Source organism: Fodinicola feengrottensis (assembly GCF_039530045.1).
In the GTDB taxonomy this organism is placed as follows: domain Bacteria; phylum Actinomycetota; class Actinomycetes; order Mycobacteriales; family HKI-0501; genus Fodinicola; species Fodinicola feengrottensis.
Genome location: NZ_BAAANY010000044.1, coordinates 1 through 17,656, shown reverse-complemented (window position 1 = coordinate 17,656; position 17,656 = coordinate 1). Strand labels below are relative to the sequence as shown.

The following is a 17,656-nucleotide window of genomic DNA, read 5'->3' as shown; positions in this document are numbered from 1 at the left end:
ATCTCCGGCGGCAGCGCGGCCGCCGGCCCGGGCACCAGCGGCACTACCGTCGGCGGCACCGCTGGCACCTCGGTGCCGATGGACACCACAACAACCGGCGGAACGACCGTTGGGACGACCGGAACGACGGACGGTTCAGCCACCACCACCGGTGGGACCGGCACCACGACCGGCGGCACCGACGGGTCGGGGACCACCACCGATGGCTCCGGGACCACCGGCACCGACCCGACTGGCAGCGGCACCACCGGTTCCGGCACCACCGGCACCGACCCGACCGGCACTGGTACGACCGGCACCGATCCAACTGGCACTGGCACCACCGGTTCTGACACAACAGGGTCGGGCACCACCGGTTCTGACACAACAGGGTCGGGCACCGCGGACGGGACGACCGACGGATCGGGTACCACGACCGGCGGCGGCACCACGGACGGATCCGGCACCACCGGAACCGACGCCACTGGGACCACCGGCACCGATGGCACGGGCGGCAGCGACACGACTGGCGGGGCCAGCCTTACCACCGACGGTACCGACACTGGTACGGCCGGCACCGGCGGCAGCACGACCGGCTGACGTGCCAGAAATCCACTGGGGATGGGAAAACCGACATGAGCACGGTGGCCACCACCGACTCGCCGCCGCATCACGGGGCCAAGTCGCCAAAAAGCAAGTCGCCGAAAACCAGGCCAACCCAGCGACCACCGAGCAGCCGAATTCTGCTGCGCCCACGACTTTTCCTGATTGTCGTCGTGACGCTCGTCTTCGTCGTCGTCCTTTTGGTGCAGGGCTATGTGAACGCGGTCGGCAAGGCCGGTACCGGGCATCCCGCCGGCGCGTACGACCGGGTGCCGGACGCGATCCGCAACGGCGGCTCGATGATCGACGCCACCCACTCCCCCGCTCGTTCTTATGCCGTGCCAGCGAAAACCGTCGCGCTCACTTTCGATGACGGGCCCGATCCCCAATGGACACCGCAAATCCTCGCGACGCTCCGGAAATACCACGTACACGCGACGTTCTTCGCGGTTGGCGCACGGGTGTTGAAAGATCCGGGCCTGGTCCAACAAGCACACGCGGACGGCAACGAGATCGGCATCCACACCTTCAGCCACCCGGACCTCACCCAACTATCCCCCGCCGATCGGCAGGACCAGCTTTCCCGTACCCAACTGGCGATCGCCGGCGCCACCGGCACCACGTCGGCGCTGCTTCGGCCGCCTTATTCGTCCAGTGCGTCGGCATTGGACAACGACGACTGGTCAGTGGTGCAGGATGTCGGCCGACATGGCTATCTGACCGTCCTCACCGACCGCGACAGCCTGGACTGGGAACGGCCTGGGGTCAGCAAAATCATCCGGAACGCGACGCCCGACAACACCGACGGCGCGATCATCCTGATGCACGACGCCGGCGGTGACCGCAGCGAAACCGTACAGGCGTTGAACAAACTGATCCCGGCCTTGCAGTCTCGAGGTTACGCCTTCCGTACGGTCACCGAAGCACTCGCCGCTGCCACCGGAGTTTCCGTCGCGGACGAGAAGAAACGGACCGACGCACCGGCTTCCGCGGTCGATCACTGGCGCGGCTGGGGCCTGTCGCTGGCCGCCCGGATCGCCGACGGTATCGTGGCCACGCTGCTTGTTCTGCTTGGCATTGTCGGAGTTCTGGTGGTCATCCGGCTCGTGCTGATGATGATCATCGCCTGGCGGCACGCCCGTAAACGACATCGACCGGGTTGGAACTGGGGTCCGCCCACGACCGACCCAGTGTCGGTGATCGTGCCGGCGTACAACGAAAAAGAGGGCATCGCGCAAACCCTACAATCATTGGCGGCCAGTGCTCACCCGGAAATCGAGGTGATCGTCATTGACGACGGCTCGACCGACGGGACCGCCCAGATCGCCAGGGCGCTGGCGTTGCCAGACGTACGGGTGGTGAGCATTCCCAACGGCGGCAAGGCAAACGCGTTGAACCACGGGCTTGAGCTGGCTCGGCACGACCTCGTCGTGATGCTCGACGGAGACACGGTCTTTGAGGCTGCGACCATCGGTCGGCTGATCCGGCCGTTCGCGGACCCGAAGGTCGGCGCGGTCGCCGGCAATGTCAAGGTCGCCAACCGGGCTCGGATGGTGGCTCGCTGGCAGCACGTGGAATACGTCATCGGCTTCAACATCGATCGCCGGATGTACGACGTTTTGCAATGCATGCCCACAGTTCCTGGCGCCTGCGGGGCGTTCCGACGGTCCGCGCTGGTCGAGGTCGGCGGAATGAGCGACGACACGCTGGCCGAGGACACCGACCTGACGATGGCGCTGTGCCGGGCCGGCTGGCAGGTGGTCTATGAGGAAACCGCGCGAGGCTGGACCGAAGCGCCGACGTCTGTTGGGCAGTTGTGGCGCCAGCGCTATCGGTGGAGTTACGGGACTATGCAGGCGATGTGGAAGCACCGCCGGGCGATCGTCGAACGCGGCGCGTCCGGCCGGTTCGGCCGGCTCGGGCTGCTCGGCCTCGCGCTCTTCCAGGTCGTGCTGCCGGTTTTCGCGCCACTGATCGACATTCTCGCCGTCGACGGGCTGGTCTTCTTCAACCCGGTGACCACCGCGGTGGGCTGGGTGGCGATGCTGGCCCTGCAGTTCGTCGGCGCGATCCTCGCTTTCCGTTTGGACCGGGAAAAATTCGGCCCACTGTGGGCACTGCCACTGCAGCAGTTCGTTTATCGGCAGCTAATGTACGCGATCATCATCCAGTCCATCGTGACCGCGCTGGCCGGCACCAGGCTGCGCTGGCACAAGCTGCGCCGCTTCGGTGCCGCTGTCGCTCCGAGTTCGACGCGATGAAATACCGACTGGCCTCGATGCTCGCACTGGCGGCACTCACTGCCGGCTGCGTGCCAGAAATCCCGGCGATTGACCGTACGGACGCCTTCGCACCTTTCTACGAGGTGGATTCCACCCATCCGCCGAACCTGCCGGCGCTCGCGAAACAGTCCGGTACGCGCTGGTTCACGCTCGGTTTCGTGGTCGGCTCGGACGACTGCCAGCCCACCTGGGACAGCGACGGCGGGCCGTACGCGAACCCAACTTTGGCTGCGTCAATACGAGACTTCCGCAGCGGCGGCGGGAACGTACGACTGTCCTTCGGCGGCGCGGACGGCACCGAACTGGCCCAGGCTTGCGACACCGTCGACGATTTGGCTGCCGCGTACCAAAAGGTCATCAGCGCGTACGGCATCACCGCGGTCGACTTCGACATCGAAGGCGACGCCCTCAAGGACGACGAGGCCAATCAGCGCCGGATCCAGGCCATCAAGAAGCTCCAGGCAAAGGCGGAACTGCGGGTCTCATTCACTCTCCCGACCGGCCGTACCGGCCTGGCCACCCGCGGAGTTTCCTTGCTACAGCAGGCAGCTACCGCCAATATCGCGGTGGACGCGGTCAACATCATGGCCATGGACTATGGCGGCGCGGAATCGGACATGGGCCAGGTGGCGGTCGATGCCGCCACCGCCACTCAGGCCGACCTCGCGCGGATCTGGCCGGCCAAGTCGCCCGCCCAAACCTGGCGGATGGTGGCGGTTACCGTGATGATCGGCGTCAACGACGTACCGTCAGAGGTTTTCGGCACCGGCGACGCTGGCGTCCTGGTATCCGCGGCCCAGAAGAATCACTACGGCTGGTTGTCGTTTTGGTCGATGAACCGCGACCTGCCCTGCCCCACCGGCCAACCCGCCAACGCGGCGCCCGCCTGCAGCGGCGTCAGCCAACGCCCGTACGCGTATTCAGTCCTCTTCGGTCACTACCGCGGTTGACAACTCCGACTAGGCGACCTGACCCAGCCGCTCCCGGGCCGTGTTCTTCGCTTTCCCCACCTCGACCAGCGACGTTGCCGCGCCCAAGCCGTATCCGGGCATATTCAGGTAAATCTGCTCGTGCGTGCCCGGCGACACCACGTACGTCTCGTGCCAGAAGCCGACGGAGCCGCCCTTGAACGCGTTCCGGAAATACGCCAACCAGGCCGGCCGGTGCGCTTTTTGGGCATCGCCAGCGTAATGCGTCAGCTGATCGACACTTTTCCAGTATTGGATCAGCGAAATCGTGCGCCAGCCAACGGACATGTGCCAGCCAAGAAGACCACTGTCCGGGTCCTGCGCCAGCTCCCGCAGCATTTTCGGCATCGCCACCAGGGCCGGGACCCATTTGGTGACGGCCCGGAGGCGGTTGAAGCGCATCCCGAGCAGGAAAACGACCGTGTCCTGGTCGACCTCGGCCGTCCAACGTCCCTTGTACACCTTCGCACCCATGACATCTCCTAATGGATAGCTTCGCTGCCCATTATTGGATAGCGTCACTCTCCATTTGTCAAGGCTCGTACGCTCGCACCATGCCCGACGTACGAATCCGACCCGGCAGTTGGCGGCTGGCCGGCGGGATTGTCGTCGCGCTGGTGGTGCTGCTCGCCTTCGACGCCTCTTATGCGCAGCCGCCGTTCTCGGCCGACCCGCTCAACGCGGGGCTGGTGCCGATCCTGGCCGGGGCGGCCGGGCTGATCGCGGTCACGCTGGCGTGGCCGCGCGGGCGGTCGTGGCTGGCGGCCTTCACCTTGGTGCTGTCGGTGGTGTCGCTGACGGTCACCGGCTGGGTGCTGGCGGTACGGCCGCACCTGGGAATCCTGCCGTTCACCGAGACCGCGGCGCTGCTTGGCTACATCCTCTGCGACCTGCGATGGCTGCGTGGCTGGCGGAACTACGCGGTGGTCGGGCTGGCCGCTGTCGCGACCATCGCGCTGCCGGTCCGGATCGTCAGCGCTGTCCCGACCGATCCCGGGCCGGCCATCATCAGTGGCTCGGTGATGTGGGTCCTGGGCACGGTGATCGCCGCACTGGTGGGGCTCTATCTGCGCAATATCGACGAGCAACGCACTCGGTGGCTGGCCGCGATGCGGCACGCCCAGCGCCTGGAACTGGCCCGTGACCTGCACGATTTCGTCGCGCACCACGTCAGCGGGATCATCGTCCAAGCGCAGGCCTCGCAGGTGGTCGCCGAAACCGACCCGGTGCTGGCCGCGCAGGCGTTGCGTCGCATCGAGGACGCGGGCACCGCCGCGCTCGCCTCACTGCGCCGGACCGTACGGATGCTGCGCGATGTCCCCGACGGTGATGATGCCCAGGCGCGTACGCCGGCGCATGGTGTGGCGGACCTGCCGGAGATGGTCGAGCGATTTTCCGGCAGTGGCCGGGCCACCGCGCGGCTCGACCTTGGGTCCGGTGTGGACGACGACTTGCCCCCGGAGGTCACCACTTCGGCGTACCGGATCGTGTTGGAAGCACTGACAAACGTCCGCAAGCACGCCCCGCACGCGTCCACTGTGGACGTACGAGTGCATCACCAGGAAGGTGAGCTGGAGGTGGTGGTCGACAACGACGGCGTACGCGCGGGCGGCGAGCAGCACAGTGGTGGCTACGGGTTGATCGGGCTGACCGAGCGGGTGGAGACCGTCGGTGGCACGCTGGCCGCCGGACCCCGCGAGCCGGCCGGCTGGCGGGTGCTGGCACGGCTGCCGATCGAACGGAGGCTCGGGTGAGCATTCGAGTCGTCGTCGCGGACGATCAGGACATGGTGCGAACGGGGTTCACGCTGATCCTGAACGCACAACCGGACATTGACGTGGTCGGCGAGGCGGCCGACGGCGCGGCGGCCGTGGAGCTGGCCCGCCGGCTGCGCCCGGACGTCGTGCTGGCCGACATCCGGATGCCGCGGCTGGATGGTCTGGAGGTCACCCGGCTACTGGCCGGCCCTGGCGTCACCGACCCGATGCGAGTCGTCGTCGTCACGACCTTCGACCTGGATGAGTACGTCTACACCGCGCTCCGCAACGGCGCCTGCGGCTTCCTGCTCAAGGACGCCGGCCCGGCGCTGCTGGTGGAGGCGGTCCGAGCGGCGGTCAGCGGCGACACGCTGATCAGCCCGTCGGTGACCGTACGGTTGCTCAAGCACCTCACTCAGCCGGTCGCCGGCGCCGGACGAGCACTCCCCGAACAGCTGACCGAGCGGGAGACCGACGTGCTGCGACTGGTGGCCCGTGGGAAGACCAACGCGGACATCGCGGCCGAGCTGTTCATCGCGCTGGGTACGGTGAAAACGCATGTCGCGAGCCTGCAACGCAAGATCGACGTACGAAACCGGACCGCGATCGCCGCGTGGGCCTGGGAAAACGGGCTGGTCGACGGACCGGCCTGAGGACCGCCTGCGATACCGTGCAGCTGATCGCCATTCGTCTTTGTGGGGGGAAATATGGTCGGCAGGAACCGGATAGTTCTGACCGTGGTCGCGCTCGCGACCGCGTTGACACTCGGGTTGAGCGGCTGCGGCCCCAAGGCGACCACCGCCAGCAGCAGCTCGACCGCGCCGGCTGGCGCGGGCTGCCAGAGCGTGGGCAGCATCAAGTTCGACAAGACCAAGTTCGTGCTGCACGCGGGCCTCGCCTTCGGCGCCTTCCACCACTGGATTTGGAAGCCGTACAAGGCAAACGCCTTCTCCAAGGGTCAGAAGGGCCGGATCACCGCGCTGATCAAGGGCGCGCTGGCGGCCGCCTTCACTATCCACGAGCTCAAGGTCGCGAAGGCGGACGCCGAGTCCAGCCCGACACTCTGCAAGCTGGTCGCCCCGCTCGACAAGGCCGGGGCGTACCTTTCCGGCCTGACCACCAAAATCCGCAACGGCAGCGTGACCGACAGCGAGCTCAGCTCGGCCAACTCGCAGATCAACGGTGCGCAGAGCGGCGCCGCCGCTGATGGCGCCCCAGCGCCGGACCAGGTCCCCTCTGACGGTCAGCTCGCCTCCGGCGGCAACTGACGCATCGACGGCTGCCGGGTTCAGGGCTTCTTCTGCGGAAGGCGTAGCTGGACTCGGTAGCCGTCGTCGCCGGTCGGGCCGGACTCGATGGTGCCGCCCAGAAGTTCGGCGCGCTCACGCAGGCCCAGCAGGCCGTGCCCGGAGCCCGGCAGCGCGAGCATCGGCCGGGTTGGCGGAGTATTCGTGACGGTGGCCCGAATATCGCCGTTCTCCGCCCACACCCGCACGGCGGCGTCGGCGCCGGGCGCGTGTTTGCGAACGTTGGTCAGGGCTTCCTGGACCGTACGGTAAACCGCCCGCTGCACGGGTGGGCTCACATCGTCCGGCAGGTCCGCCTCCAGCGTCGCGGAAATTCCGCTGCCGGCCACCAACTGCGCCAGCTCGCCGATGGTGGGCTGCGGAGTGAGGTCGGTCGGCAGGCTGCCGGAAGCGCGCAACACGGTGACCATGTGGCGCAGCTCGTCGAGCGTGTTGACGCTGAGCTGACGGATGGTGGTGGCGGCTTCCTTGGTTTCCGGATCGTTCGTACGCACCTGCAGCGCACCGGCGCGCACAGCTATCAGGCTGACCTGGTGGGACACCACGTCGTGCATTTCGCGGGCCAGCTGGGCACGTTCCTTGGCCAGCACGGTTTGGGTGGTCAGCAGCCGCTGGTGCTCCTGCGCTTCGGAGATCTCCTTCAGCCGCAGCGAAAGATCCCGCTGGGCCTGCACCAGTTGGCCGAGCAGCGCCGGCGCCATCGCCAGCGCGACCGCATATCCGAGGGTGATGATCGTGTCGAAGCCGCTCACGCTGGTGAAGGGCGGCGGCGGCCACGGCAGGGTGTAGCAGGCGATCAGCGCGACCCCACCGGCTATCAGAATAGGCCGTCGCCGGGTCAGCGAGGCAAGCGTGTAAATCGCGATCAGTGACGCGAAAATCCCGGTGGACAGCAGCGCGGCCGGCAGTGTCAGGAGGAAAACGATCAGCGGCCAGCGTCGCCGGAAAATCAGTGCGACGCAAGCCAAGCCCATGCTGGCGTTGCCCAGCAGATCGGTCGGATCGATGTTGATGGCCGCGTCGGTCACCGCGACCGCGAGAAACGCGAGGTCGATGACGATCGGATGCAGCGGCCGCAGTTTCACGACTTTTCCCGCCCGGACCGCAACAAACCGGCCCGCTCGGCCAGCAACGCGGCCTGCACCCGGTTGCCGACCTCCAGTTTCGTCAGGATCGCACTGACGTGGTCCTTGACCGTACCCACGCTCAAATGCATCCGGCTGCCGATCTCCGCGTTCGGCAACCCCTCCGCGATCAGCAACAACACCTCGTGTTCGCGGTCACTGAGCCGCGCCAACCGACTGGCGGTGGCCGGATCCACCGCGTCGCCGAGATATCCGTCCACCACGGTTTTGGTGACTTTGCTGGACAACACCACCTCACCGCCGGCGAGCGCTCGTACGAGATGAGCCAACTGACCCGGTTCGGTGTCCTTGAGCAGAAAACCGTTCGCTCCACTACGCAGCGCGGTCGCCACATATTCGTCCGAGTCGAAGGTGGTCAGCATCGCCACAATCGGCGGCTGGGGCATCGCGCGGAGCTGGGCCAGCACGGTCAGCCCGTCGACGCCCGGCATCCGGATGTCGAGCAACACCAGGTCAGGCTGATGCTCCCGGACCTGGCTGGCGGCCTCCCGGCCGTCCACCGCCGCCACCACCTCGATGTCGCCGGCCGCGTCCAGGATGTGGCTGAACCCCATCCTTACCAACGCTTCGTCATCGACGACCACAACCCGAATCACAGCCGCTCCCCTTGCTCTGGAGGCCATGTCATCACATTCGTACGACGATCGCCCGCCCAGCACCCAGGTTGCCGCCGCCGGACGGATCCACTCCAGCCAAAAGACGGGGTCGGTCAGGAGTTAGGACGTCGTACGCTTCGCGGCGGTTTTCTTCGCGACCGGCGCTTTCTTGGCCACGGCTTTCTTGGCCACGGCTTTCTTGGCGCCAGTCTTCTTCGCCACCGCTGGCTTTTCGGCGGATTTCTCGTCTAGGAACCCGTCGACTACGTCCCACGTGGTCGTCCGAGCCCGCCGCCCGGTCAGGACGCCAAGGTGGCCACCGGGGCAGACATCGAACCGTACGTCCGGAGAATTCTCCAGCACGTCGACGACCCGATGGACGGACAGCTTCGGTGCGATCGTGTCGCCTTCGCCGGCGATGACCTGGACGGGCACCCGTACGTCCGCCAGCGCGATCAGCCGACCCTCCAGGTCCAGGACACCGTCGGCGAGGTCGTTGGAACGGAAGAAACGGTGATACATCTGGCCGAACGTCCGGCCGGGGTAGGCCGCCATGTTGGCGGTGAAACGGTCCACGGCCTCGATTTGGGCGAGGAACTCGGTGTCGTCCAGGTGGGTCATGATGGCGATCGGCTTGGTCAGGTATTTCTCGAAGCCGGTGAGCTGGAAAACCCTCTTGACCAGCGGTGATGGCGCGCCGCCAAGAACCCGGTAGAGGGCCGTGAAGGCCCGACCGCCGGCCACGTCGATGAGTGGCCGGGCCGGCGCGACCAGCGGGATCGCGGTGAAGTCGATGGGGCTGGCGATGGTGGTGATGGACGCGATCGGCAGGTCGTTGCGGTCGGCGGCGACCAGCAGCGCGAAGATGCCGCCCAGGCACCAGCCGACCAGATGGACGGGCCGGTCGTCGGCGTCGGCGCTGACCGCAGTGATCGCCCGCGGCAGCACCTCGTCAATCCAGTGTTCGATGCCCAGGCGACGGTCGGAGAAGGCGATGCTGCCGTAATCGAGTTGGTACGCGCGACGGCGACGGTCGACGAGGTGCTCGGCCATACTGCAGCCGCGCCGCAGGTCGAAGCAGAAGGCCGGCACCGCCAGCGGCGGAATCAGCAGCACCGGCGGCGCGTCGTCGGGCACGTCGCCGCGGCCGGGAGCGAGCCGGTAAACCGAGCGTTTGGGGCCGGAGTCAATCAGCATCCGCGGCACCGGCCGGGTGTCGGCGAGCCCGCCGCCGGTCACCACCGCAGTGAGATTGCTCGCTGCCTTAAGCACCTGCTCGGGCGTAGTTAGCATCGCCACTCCTTCTCCCGGGCCAGCGGGGGCAACCGTATACCAGCGACAGTGTCCCAGCAGGTAATGTCAGAACCCTGCGAGGCCGGGACCAACCGCGGGAGTGCCTTTGTTGACGCGACTTTCCGAGCTGCCGAACCGGTTGCGCGAGCTGCCGGCGCTGGCCGCCCGGGTCCCGAACGTGCTGCACAGCGTCGATGTGATGAGGCGCGCCGGGCTGATGGTGCTGAGCCGGCCGGACACCGGCGTGAAGGCGCTGCTGGCCATGCGCCGCTGGGGCCCGATCGTCGGCGCCGCCACCATCTCGATGGAGCGGGACCCGTATGCGCTGGCCATCGTGGACGAGCGGGGTCAGCTGACGTACGGGCAGCTGGACCGGCAGTCCAACGCGCTGGCCCGCGGCTGGCACGACGACGGGCTCGCCGAGGGTGACGTGATCGCGGTGCTCTGCCGGGACCATCGCTGGCTGGTGCTCGCGATGCTGGCCGCTGGCAAGCTCGGCGCCCGGCTGCTGCTGATGAACACCGGCTTCTCCGGCCCGGCGCTGGCCGACGTGTCCGAGCGGGAGAACGTCAGCGCGGCCGTCTACGACCACGAGTTCGCTGGTCTTATGGACGCGCTGCCCGATCGCGTACGACGGTATCTAGCGTGGGCGGAGGACGACGAGGCCGTCCGGGCCACCACCCTGGACGACCTGATCGCCAACAACAGCGACAAGGCCGTGCCGGTGCCGCCCCGGCCGGGCGGGCTGATTCTGCTGACCAGTGGCACCACCGGCACCCCGAAGGGCGCGCCGCGGGAGATCCGGTCACCGTTCGCGGCCGCGCATTTCCTGGAGCGGATCCCGTGGCGGACCGGCGAGTGCACGATGCTGGCGGCGCCGATGTTCCACGGCACCGGTTTCTCCCAGTTCGTCCTCAATCTCGCGCTCGGTTCCACCATCGTGGTCCGCCGCCGGTTCGATCCGGAGGCCACTTTGCAGGCGCTGGAGGAATTCCGATGTACGGCGCTGGTGGTCGTGCCGACGATGCTCAGCCGCATCCTGGACCTCGGCCCGGGCGTGCTCAAACGCTACGACACCGGCAGACTGCGGATCATTTTCGCCGCCGGCTCCGCGCTCTCGCCGGACCTGGGCAACCGAATCATCAAGAACTTCGGCCCGGTGCTTTACAACTTGTACGGCTCGACCGAGATCGCGGTGGCGTCCATCGCCACTCCCAACGAATGGCAGCAGGCGCCGGGCACGGTCGGTAGGGCACCGCACGGCTGCGAAGTCCGGCTTTACGACAAGGACGGCCAGCGGGTCACCGAGCCGAACGTCACCGGCCGGATTTTCGTCGGCAGCGAGCTGAGTTTCTCCGGCTACACCGACGGCGGCAACAAAGCTGCCATTGACGGCTTGCTTTCCAGCGGTGACGTGGGCCATTTCGACGAGGCCGGGCTGCTTTTCGTGGACGGCCGGGACGACGACATGATCGTCTCCGGCGGCGAGAACGTCTACCCGATCGAGGTGGAGAATCTCCTGCTGGACCACGAAGACGTGTCGGACGCAGCCGTTGTCGGCGTGCCAGACAAGGATTTCGGGCAGCGACTGCGGGCTTTCGTGGTGATCACCGGAAATGTCGACGCCGAGAGCCTGAAGGCGTACGTGAAAGCCAACCTCGCCCGGCACAAGGTGCCGCGCGAGGTGATCTTCCTCGACGAACTTCCCCGGAACGCGACCGGCAAGGTCCTCAAACGCAAACTCGCCGAATACGACGAGGAATAATGGTCAAGGACTGACCTTTTCGGCCCTTGGTGCGCCACACCATTCGTCGAGCACCGCTGCCACCGAACCCGATTCCACCGAATCGCTGGCCCAGGCCACGTAAGCGTCGGGGCGTACGAGCATCAGCGCCGGCAGCTTTTTGGTGCTGTCTATCCGACCCGCGAGGGTCTGCACTCGGTCGCCCCAGCGCCGGTCCGCGGTCCGGGCGGCCGCACCGTCCACAGTGGAGTCCACCAGCACGAACCGGCCGCCGCGCAACGCCTCGTACAACCGGTGGCCGCCGACCTCGATATCGGGCGCTCGCTTGCCGGCCAGCGGATGCGGGTGCTGGCCATGTGGTTCGTACGCGATGCTGATGCCGGCGAAGAGGTTCCGTGGCTTGGAAATCAGCGCGTCGTTCTTGGCCACCATCGCCATCGCCCCCTGGATCATGCCGAGCGCGGCCTTGGACCGGATCAAGGTCATCCGGATCAGCCGGTCGGTGAATTTCAGGATCTTCTCGCCCACCGGGTGCCGCTCGGATTCGTACGTGTCCAGCAGCCACGCCGGCGCTGTCCCGTGGACCACCGCGGCGATTTTCCAGCCCAGGTTGAAAGCGTCGCCAATCCCGGTGTTCATGCCCTGCGCGCCAATCGGCGAGTGGACGTGGGCGGCGTCGCCGGCCAGCAGCACCCGACCGACTCGGTAATGCGCGGCTTGCTTGCGCTCGCTGAGAAAACGGGTGGACCAGCGGATCTCGGTGATGCCGAAATCCTCGCCGGTCATGCGCAGGGCGGCGTCCTGGAGCTCCTTGAGCGTGATCGGCTCGTCGATCGGCAGCTTGTCCCGCTGCCGATCCCAGGCCACCGAACGGTGGTATCCGTCGCCGTACGGGATAAAGAGCTGCACACCGTCGTTGCTGACGCGGGCGAAAACCGTGTCGCCGGGTGGGCGGGTGAGCTTCACGTCCGCGAGGGTGAGCTGCGTGTCGTACCGCTTGCCGATGAAGTCGACACCGATCGCGTCCCGGACCACGCTGTGCGCGCCGTCGCAACCCACCACGTACGAGGCCCGGATTGTTCGGCTCCCGTCCGGCCCGCTGACCTGCACATCTACGCCGTCATCGCGCTGGGTCAGGCCCTCGACCTGGGCGCCGCGCTCGATCGGCACCCCGAGTTCGCGGCAGTGCTCTTCCAGCATTTTCTCGGTGCCGCTCTGCGGCACGATCAGCATGTAGTTGAACCGGCTGTCGATGACGGTCAGCTCGAAGCCGGCCCGGGCGCCGAACTGGCCCTGCGGGATCTTGTTGCCATTCGGGATCAGGTTCTGCGCCAGGTCACGGGCGTCGAGCAGCTCGAGCGTACGAGGGCCGATGCCGAAGGCCCGGGTGATGTTCGCCTGGTGGTCGCGCTTTTCCAGCACCCGGCAGGCGACGCCGGCCAGCGCCAACTCGGCGGCGAGCATCAGGCCGGTCGGTCCGGCGCCGACGATGACGACCTGGTCGGCGGAGTGCTCCGGTTTCTTGGATGTCATGGCGTTCCTTCGGTCGCGGCAATGCTTCTGCTGCTACCGTACTACTACCATCGTAGTGAATGGAAGAGGGCTTGCACGTTGAGGCAATAAGGCTCATTCCTGTCGACGCCGTACGGCAATCCATCAAAGTCAAGCGAAGCGGGCACCGAGACCGCCATCGACGCGCCATTCGGCGGCGGTGACGAAAGAGGCCGCGTCGGAGGCCAGGAAGCAGACCACCTCGGCGATCTCCAGTGGGTCCGCGATCCGGCCGAGCGGGTGTACGTCCAGGATCCGGCGCTCCACGTCGGGATCCGGCGAGCGGTCCAGAAAGTCCTGCATGACCGCGGTCCGGGTGTAGCCAGGGCTGACGGCATTCACTCGTACGCCCCGGTCGGCCACCTCCAGAGCCAGGCTCCGCGTCAACCCTATGAGGCCGGATTTCGCCGCCGCATAAGGAAACATGCCGGCCGTCGTCAACCGCGAATGCAGCGACGAGATGTTCACTATCGAGCCGCGGCGCTGAGCCAGCATCGACGGCAGCGCGTGCTTCGCGCAGAGCCAGGACGCCTTCAGATCGAGGGCGAAAACGTCGTCCCAGTCCTGTTCGGTCATCTCGACCGGGTCGAAGTACGCGTTGCGGCCGGCGTTGTTGATGAGCACGTCGATCCGGCCGTACGCGTCGACAATCTCGCCGAACACCACCGCGACCGCCGCGCCGTCGGTGATGTCGAGCCGCCGGAAGCTCACGCCCAGATCCACCGCGGTCGCCTCGCCGGCGGCCGCGTCGACGTCCACGATCGTGACCTGGGCGCCGTCGCGGACCGCGACCTCGGCGACCGCCCGGCCGATGCCATTCGCGCCACCGGTGACCACGACCACACGGTCAGAGAGACCCACAGTTTCCTCCAGGGACGACCCGGCCAATATATATTCATAATTAATCATCCACGGAGTGAGACAGGAGGCGCAGGTGGCTCCCTACTCCACTCGCGGTGTGCACGGCCAGACGGTGGAGACCATCGCCCGCCGGATCGTCGGAGGCAGCGTGCCGCCCGGCACGATCATCGACACGGCCGCGCTGCAGCAGGAACTCGACGTGAGCCTCACCGTGTTACGCGAGGCGATGCGGGTGCTGTCCGCGAAAGGCCTGGTAGACGCCCGTCCCAAGCGCGGCACGTTCGTACGCCCACGGTCCGACTGGAACCTGCTGGACGGCGACGTACTGCACTGGCAGGCTCCCGTGGTCAGCGACCAGTTCCTGGCCGAGCTGGGCGAAGTGCGGGCCGCTTTGGAGCCCTCGTGCGCCCAGCTGGCGGCCTCCCGTCGTACGGACGAGGACCTGGCCGCCCTGGACGCCGCTCTCGAGGCGATGACCGCCGCCGGTCAGGACCCGGACCTCGCCGTCGCCGCGGACCTCTCGTACCACCGGGCCCTGTTCGTGGCCAGCCATAACGACCTGATGCTCCGGCTGGAGATGGTCCTGCAGGCTGGGCTGGCTCGCCGTGACCAGATGGTCCACAGTGGACCGGCGGCGGACCCGGTCCCGGTTCACCGTGCGGTCGTCGAAGCCATCCGAGACGCGGATCCGGACCGCGCCCAGACCGCGATGCGGCACCTCCTGGACGTGGCCGCGCAGGACGCCGCGGCGGCACGTTCGTGAAAATCACCCGGGTCGAGACCTTCGCCGTACCGCCACGCTGGCTGTTCTGCCGGGTAGAGACCGACGAGGGCCTGATCGGGTGGGGCGAGCCGACCTTGGAGGGCAGCGTCGACGTCGTACGCGCCGCCGTCGACGAGCTGGCCGAGCTGATCATCGGCACCGATCCCCTGCGCATCGAGGACCACTGGCAGGTGATGACCAAGGCCGGTTTCTACCGCGGCGGGCCGGTCCGGTCCAGCGCGGTCGCCGGTCTTGACCAGGCACTTTGGGATATCGCTGGAAAAGCGCGGGACGCTCCGGTGCATTCCTTGCTCGGCGGTCCGGTCCGCGACCTCGTACGCGTCTACGGTTGGGTCGGCGGCGACGAGCCGGCCGAGCTGGCCGAGTCGATCACCGCGCAGGTGGAGGCCGGTTTCACCGCGATCAAGATGAACGCCTCCGGCCGCCTCGGCCCGATCGCCACCCGCGCCGACACGTCCGCCGTCGTCGAACGAGCCGCCATCGCCCGTACGATCCTGGGCGACGCCCGCGATTTCGCGATCGACTTCCACGGCCGGGTCACCGCCGCCAACGCCCGCCGACTGCTGCCGCTGCTCGCCGAATCGCACCCACTTTTCGTTGAGGAACCAGTGCTTCCCGAGCACGTGAGCGCCCTCGCGTCAGTGGTGGCGGCCAGCCAGATCCCGATCGCCACCGGCGAACGACTGTTCTCCCGTACCGATTTCCTGCCGGCCCTGCAAGCCGGGATCGCTGTCGTACAACCAGATCTCGCCCATGCCGGCGGAATTTCCGAAGTGCGCCGGATCGCTTCGCTCGCCGAGGTTTTCAACGCCCACCTGGCCCCACACTCCCCACTCGGCCCTATTTCCTTGGCCGCCAGCCTGCAGGTGGCCTTCGCTACCCCGAATTTCCTGATCCAGGAACAAAGCCTGGGCATCCACTACCACCACGGCACCGAAATCCTGGATTATCTCGTCGACCCGTCCCTTTTCCGTTTCATCGACGGCCACGCCGTACGCACCGACCGCCCAGGCCTGGGCATCGACGTCGACGAGGCCGCCGTACGCCGCGCCGCGGACTCCACGGCCGCATGGCGCGGCCCCCTCTGGCGCCACCCCGACGGCTCCTTCGCCGAATGGTAATTTCGCCGACCGCGGCGATGATCCGGTCCCGGACAGTGGCCGCGTCGTGGCGTTCGGGCAGGTGGAGCAGCATCACGAACCCGGGTGGCGCGCTCGACCAAGATGCCGATCACCGAGCCGCTGAGGGTGCCGATGATCAGGTCACTCTCCCAGTGACATAGATCGTCTCTGGTGACACCACATCTCCGCCCGGTCAGGGAAATCCTGCTTCAGCCTGACACTGATCTGCTCCGGCGACCAGTTCGTCTCCAGCCGCGCCGTCACCACATCGCGCAACACGGCGGCCGGCCAGCTTCGCCGTTTTTGGCCGCGCCACCTGCATATCGGCCCGCTAATGCGCCATCGGAACTCCCTTAACGGGTGTTGCAACGGCCGGAACCGGCCGCAGACGCGGCTCCGCACCGTCCAAGCCAGATCATCCCTCGGCGACGCTGACGGCCGGGCCAAACGGCGCGCTGTGGGTTGCTGTTGTCGGTGCGGACGTCAATGAGGTGGCCAACAGAATCAACGCGGCATGTGACGCGCTGATCCGGGCAAAGTTACCCCGGCAGTAAATGACAGAGCGACCCTTCGCCACGTGGCGAAGGGTCGCTCTGTCATGGGGGAGATCCCGGCGAAGAGCAACCTGGGTGTCCGACGATCAAATGCCCTTGCCCCCATTGCTGTGTTGGCGCCAGCGTCAGCATCCCGATTTGCGGCGCCTAGTTTGGGTGCGACCGGTCGTCGGCCAACCCGCTACTGACAACCACAGCCAGAAAAAACCCGTTCTCGTTACAGTGTGTCGAAGAAGGTCTGGTACATTTTGAAGTTGCAGACGTTGGTGCGGAATCCGAAGTCGCTGTCGTCGATGCAGCGGCCGGTGTCAGCGTTCCTGAATTGATAACCTCCAATCCCTTCCTGGAAGAATGTCCACTGCTGGAAGGCGGACCTGTTGCAGGCATTGGTACGGAATCCGAAGTCGCTGTCGTCGATACACCTGCCGGTGTTCATATTATGAATCCTGCGCACAGCGGCGTTCGGCTGTGCGGACGCCGTCGCGGTTCCGCCAAGAACGGTCAGGAAAGCAATTAAGCCGACGGCGGCAATCTTCCTCAGTGTCACAAGCATGTTTCCTCCTGGATAATGTCCGCACCTGATGTGAGTTCAGCCGTGCCCTGGCGCGAGAGCGCGAACCTACTCCGTTAGCCACGAAGTTCGCAAGGATTTCAACCTGCCTCGAATACTAGAGTGTCGCCGCTAAAATTCGTCGTTGTTGCGGTAGACCGTTCGTGGCAGTCTTTTCCCTATCTGCTACCAGAGGGTGTCATGGCGAGGTCGAGTTTGCCGTCGGTGAGGTTGAGTGCTGAGGATCGTGAGTGGCTGACGCGGACCGTGCGGACCGGCGTGCATCCGGCGCAGGAGGTACGGCGCTCGCGGATCCTGTTGGAGTTGGACGAGGGTGTTGGTGAGCCGCCGGGCCGGCGCGCGGTCGCCGAGAAGGTCGGAGTCGACCCGCAGACGATCGCGAATGTGGCCAGGGAATATGTCAAGCATGAGGGCGATGTTGGGGTCACGATCCGGCGTAAGAAGCAGTCGACGCCGCCGGTCGAGCCGATCGTGACCGGCGGAGCCTGTCACGATTTCTGTGTAAGCCGGAGGTGATTGGCTTACTTGTCTTATTATATC

17 protein-coding genes are annotated in these 17,656 nt (G+C 66.6%); 10 read left to right on the top strand and 7 right to left on the bottom strand.

Annotated features, from left to right (window positions below; translation table 11 throughout):
• From ABD301_RS40015 to ABD301_RS40005, 3 genes are all read left to right on the top strand, one after another.
• A partial coding sequence (locus tag ABD301_RS40015) for a hypothetical protein (protein WP_344315239.1) occupies nt 1–579 on the top strand: 579 nt, incomplete at its 5' end.
• Nucleotides 580–614: 35 nt separating this feature from the next.
• Nucleotides 615–2,843 (top strand): bifunctional polysaccharide deacetylase/glycosyltransferase family 2 protein, encoded by a 2,229-nt coding sequence (locus tag ABD301_RS40010; protein WP_344315238.1) that lies wholly within the window; start codon nt 615–617, stop codon nt 2,841–2,843.
• On the top strand, nt 2,840–3,814 hold the full coding sequence (locus ABD301_RS40005) for a chitinase (RefSeq protein WP_344315237.1): 975 nt from the start codon (nt 2,840–2,842) through the stop codon (nt 3,812–3,814). Before ABD301_RS40010 ends, ABD301_RS40005 begins: the two co-directional genes overlap by 4 nt.
• A 9-nt stretch (nt 3,815–3,823) precedes the next feature.
• Here the strand turns inward: ABD301_RS40005 and ABD301_RS40000 are convergent, their stop codons facing one another.
• Nucleotides 3,824–4,306 carry a DUF4188 domain-containing protein gene (locus ABD301_RS40000; protein WP_163573818.1) on the bottom strand — a complete coding sequence of 161 codons (483 nt, stop codon included), beginning with the start codon at nt 4,304–4,306 and terminating at the stop codon, nt 3,824–3,826.
• 80 nt (nt 4,307–4,386) lie between these two features.
• Between ABD301_RS40000 and ABD301_RS39995 the strand changes: the two genes are divergently transcribed.
• From ABD301_RS39995 to ABD301_RS39985, 3 genes are read left to right on the top strand one after another with little or no spacing between them, the layout of a single operon-like run.
• On the top strand, nt 4,387–5,586 hold the full coding sequence (locus tag ABD301_RS39995) for a sensor histidine kinase (RefSeq protein WP_163573817.1): 1,200 nt from the start codon (nt 4,387–4,389) through the stop codon (nt 5,584–5,586).
• Nucleotides 5,583–6,242, top strand: a complete 660-nt coding sequence (locus ABD301_RS39990) for a response regulator (protein ID WP_344315236.1) — start codon at nt 5,583–5,585, stop codon at nt 6,240–6,242. Before ABD301_RS39995 ends, ABD301_RS39990 begins: the two co-directional genes overlap by 4 nt.
• Before the next feature lie 54 nt (nt 6,243–6,296).
• On the top strand, nt 6,297–6,857 hold the full coding sequence (locus ABD301_RS39985) for a hypothetical protein (RefSeq protein ID WP_344315235.1): 561 nt from the start codon (nt 6,297–6,299) through the stop codon (nt 6,855–6,857).
• Nucleotides 6,858–6,877: 20 nt separating this feature from the next.
• Here the strand turns inward: ABD301_RS39985 and ABD301_RS39980 are convergent, their stop codons facing one another.
• The 3 genes from ABD301_RS39980 to ABD301_RS39970 all read right to left on the bottom strand — a co-directional run bounded on the left by ABD301_RS39980 (nt 6,878) and on the right by ABD301_RS39970 (nt 9,930).
• Entirely contained in the window at nt 6,878–7,981 is a 1,104-nt protein-coding gene (locus ABD301_RS39980) for a sensor histidine kinase (RefSeq protein ID WP_344315234.1), read from the bottom strand.
• Nucleotides 7,978–8,637 (bottom strand): response regulator, encoded by a 660-nt coding sequence (locus ABD301_RS39975; protein ID WP_344315233.1) that lies wholly within the window; start codon nt 8,635–8,637, stop codon nt 7,978–7,980. The genes ABD301_RS39980 and ABD301_RS39975 overlap by 4 nt, the downstream gene beginning before the upstream one ends.
• A 120-nt stretch (nt 8,638–8,757) precedes the next feature.
• The gene (locus tag ABD301_RS39970) at nt 8,758–9,930 is read right to left on the bottom strand and encodes an alpha/beta fold hydrolase (protein ID WP_344315232.1); all 1,173 of its coding nucleotides are present in this window, start codon (nt 9,928–9,930) and stop codon (nt 8,758–8,760) included.
• A 148-nt stretch (nt 9,931–10,078) separates the two neighbouring features.
• Here ABD301_RS39970 and ABD301_RS39965 point away from each other — a divergent pair, with 148 nt between their 5' ends.
• Nucleotides 10,079–11,695, top strand: coding sequence for an acyl-CoA synthetase (locus ABD301_RS39965; RefSeq protein WP_425552023.1), 1,617 nt, complete (start codon nt 10,079–10,081; stop codon nt 11,693–11,695).
• A 3-nt stretch (nt 11,696–11,698) separates the two neighbouring features.
• Here the strand turns inward: ABD301_RS39965 and ABD301_RS39960 are convergent, their stop codons facing one another.
• Both ABD301_RS39960 and ABD301_RS39955 read right to left on the bottom strand, forming a co-directional pair.
• Nucleotides 11,699–13,207 (bottom strand): FAD-dependent monooxygenase, encoded by a 1,509-nt coding sequence (locus ABD301_RS39960; RefSeq protein ID WP_344315231.1) that lies wholly within the window; start codon nt 13,205–13,207, stop codon nt 11,699–11,701.
• A 129-nt stretch (nt 13,208–13,336) separates the two neighbouring features.
• The gene (locus tag ABD301_RS39955; protein WP_279583350.1) at nt 13,337–14,086 is read right to left on the bottom strand and encodes an SDR family NAD(P)-dependent oxidoreductase; all 750 of its coding nucleotides are present in this window, start codon (nt 14,084–14,086) and stop codon (nt 13,337–13,339) included.
• Between the two features lie 55 nt (nt 14,087–14,141).
• On the opposite strand from ABD301_RS39955, the gene ABD301_RS39950 reads away from it, so the two are divergent.
• Entirely contained in the window at nt 14,142–14,849 is a 708-nt protein-coding gene (locus ABD301_RS39950) for a FadR/GntR family transcriptional regulator (protein WP_344315230.1), read from the top strand.
• Complete coding sequence (gene dgoD / locus ABD301_RS39945) at nt 14,846–15,991, top strand: galactonate dehydratase (protein WP_344315229.1); 1,146 nt, start codon at nt 14,846–14,848, stop codon at nt 15,989–15,991. The genes ABD301_RS39950 and dgoD overlap by 4 nt, the downstream gene beginning before the upstream one ends.
• Before the next feature lie 771 nt (nt 15,992–16,762).
• Here the strand turns inward: dgoD and ABD301_RS39940 are convergent.
• Nucleotides 16,763–17,098 (bottom strand): RICIN domain-containing protein, encoded by a 336-nt coding sequence (locus ABD301_RS39940; protein ID WP_163573809.1) that lies wholly within the window; start codon nt 17,096–17,098, stop codon nt 16,763–16,765.
• Between the two features lie 198 nt (nt 17,099–17,296).
• On the opposite strand from ABD301_RS39940, the gene ABD301_RS39935 reads away from it, so the two are divergent.
• Entirely contained in the window at nt 17,297–17,632 is a 336-nt protein-coding gene (locus tag ABD301_RS39935) for a hypothetical protein (RefSeq protein ID WP_279583349.1), read from the top strand.
• Nucleotides 17,633–17,656 lie beyond the last annotated feature (24 nt).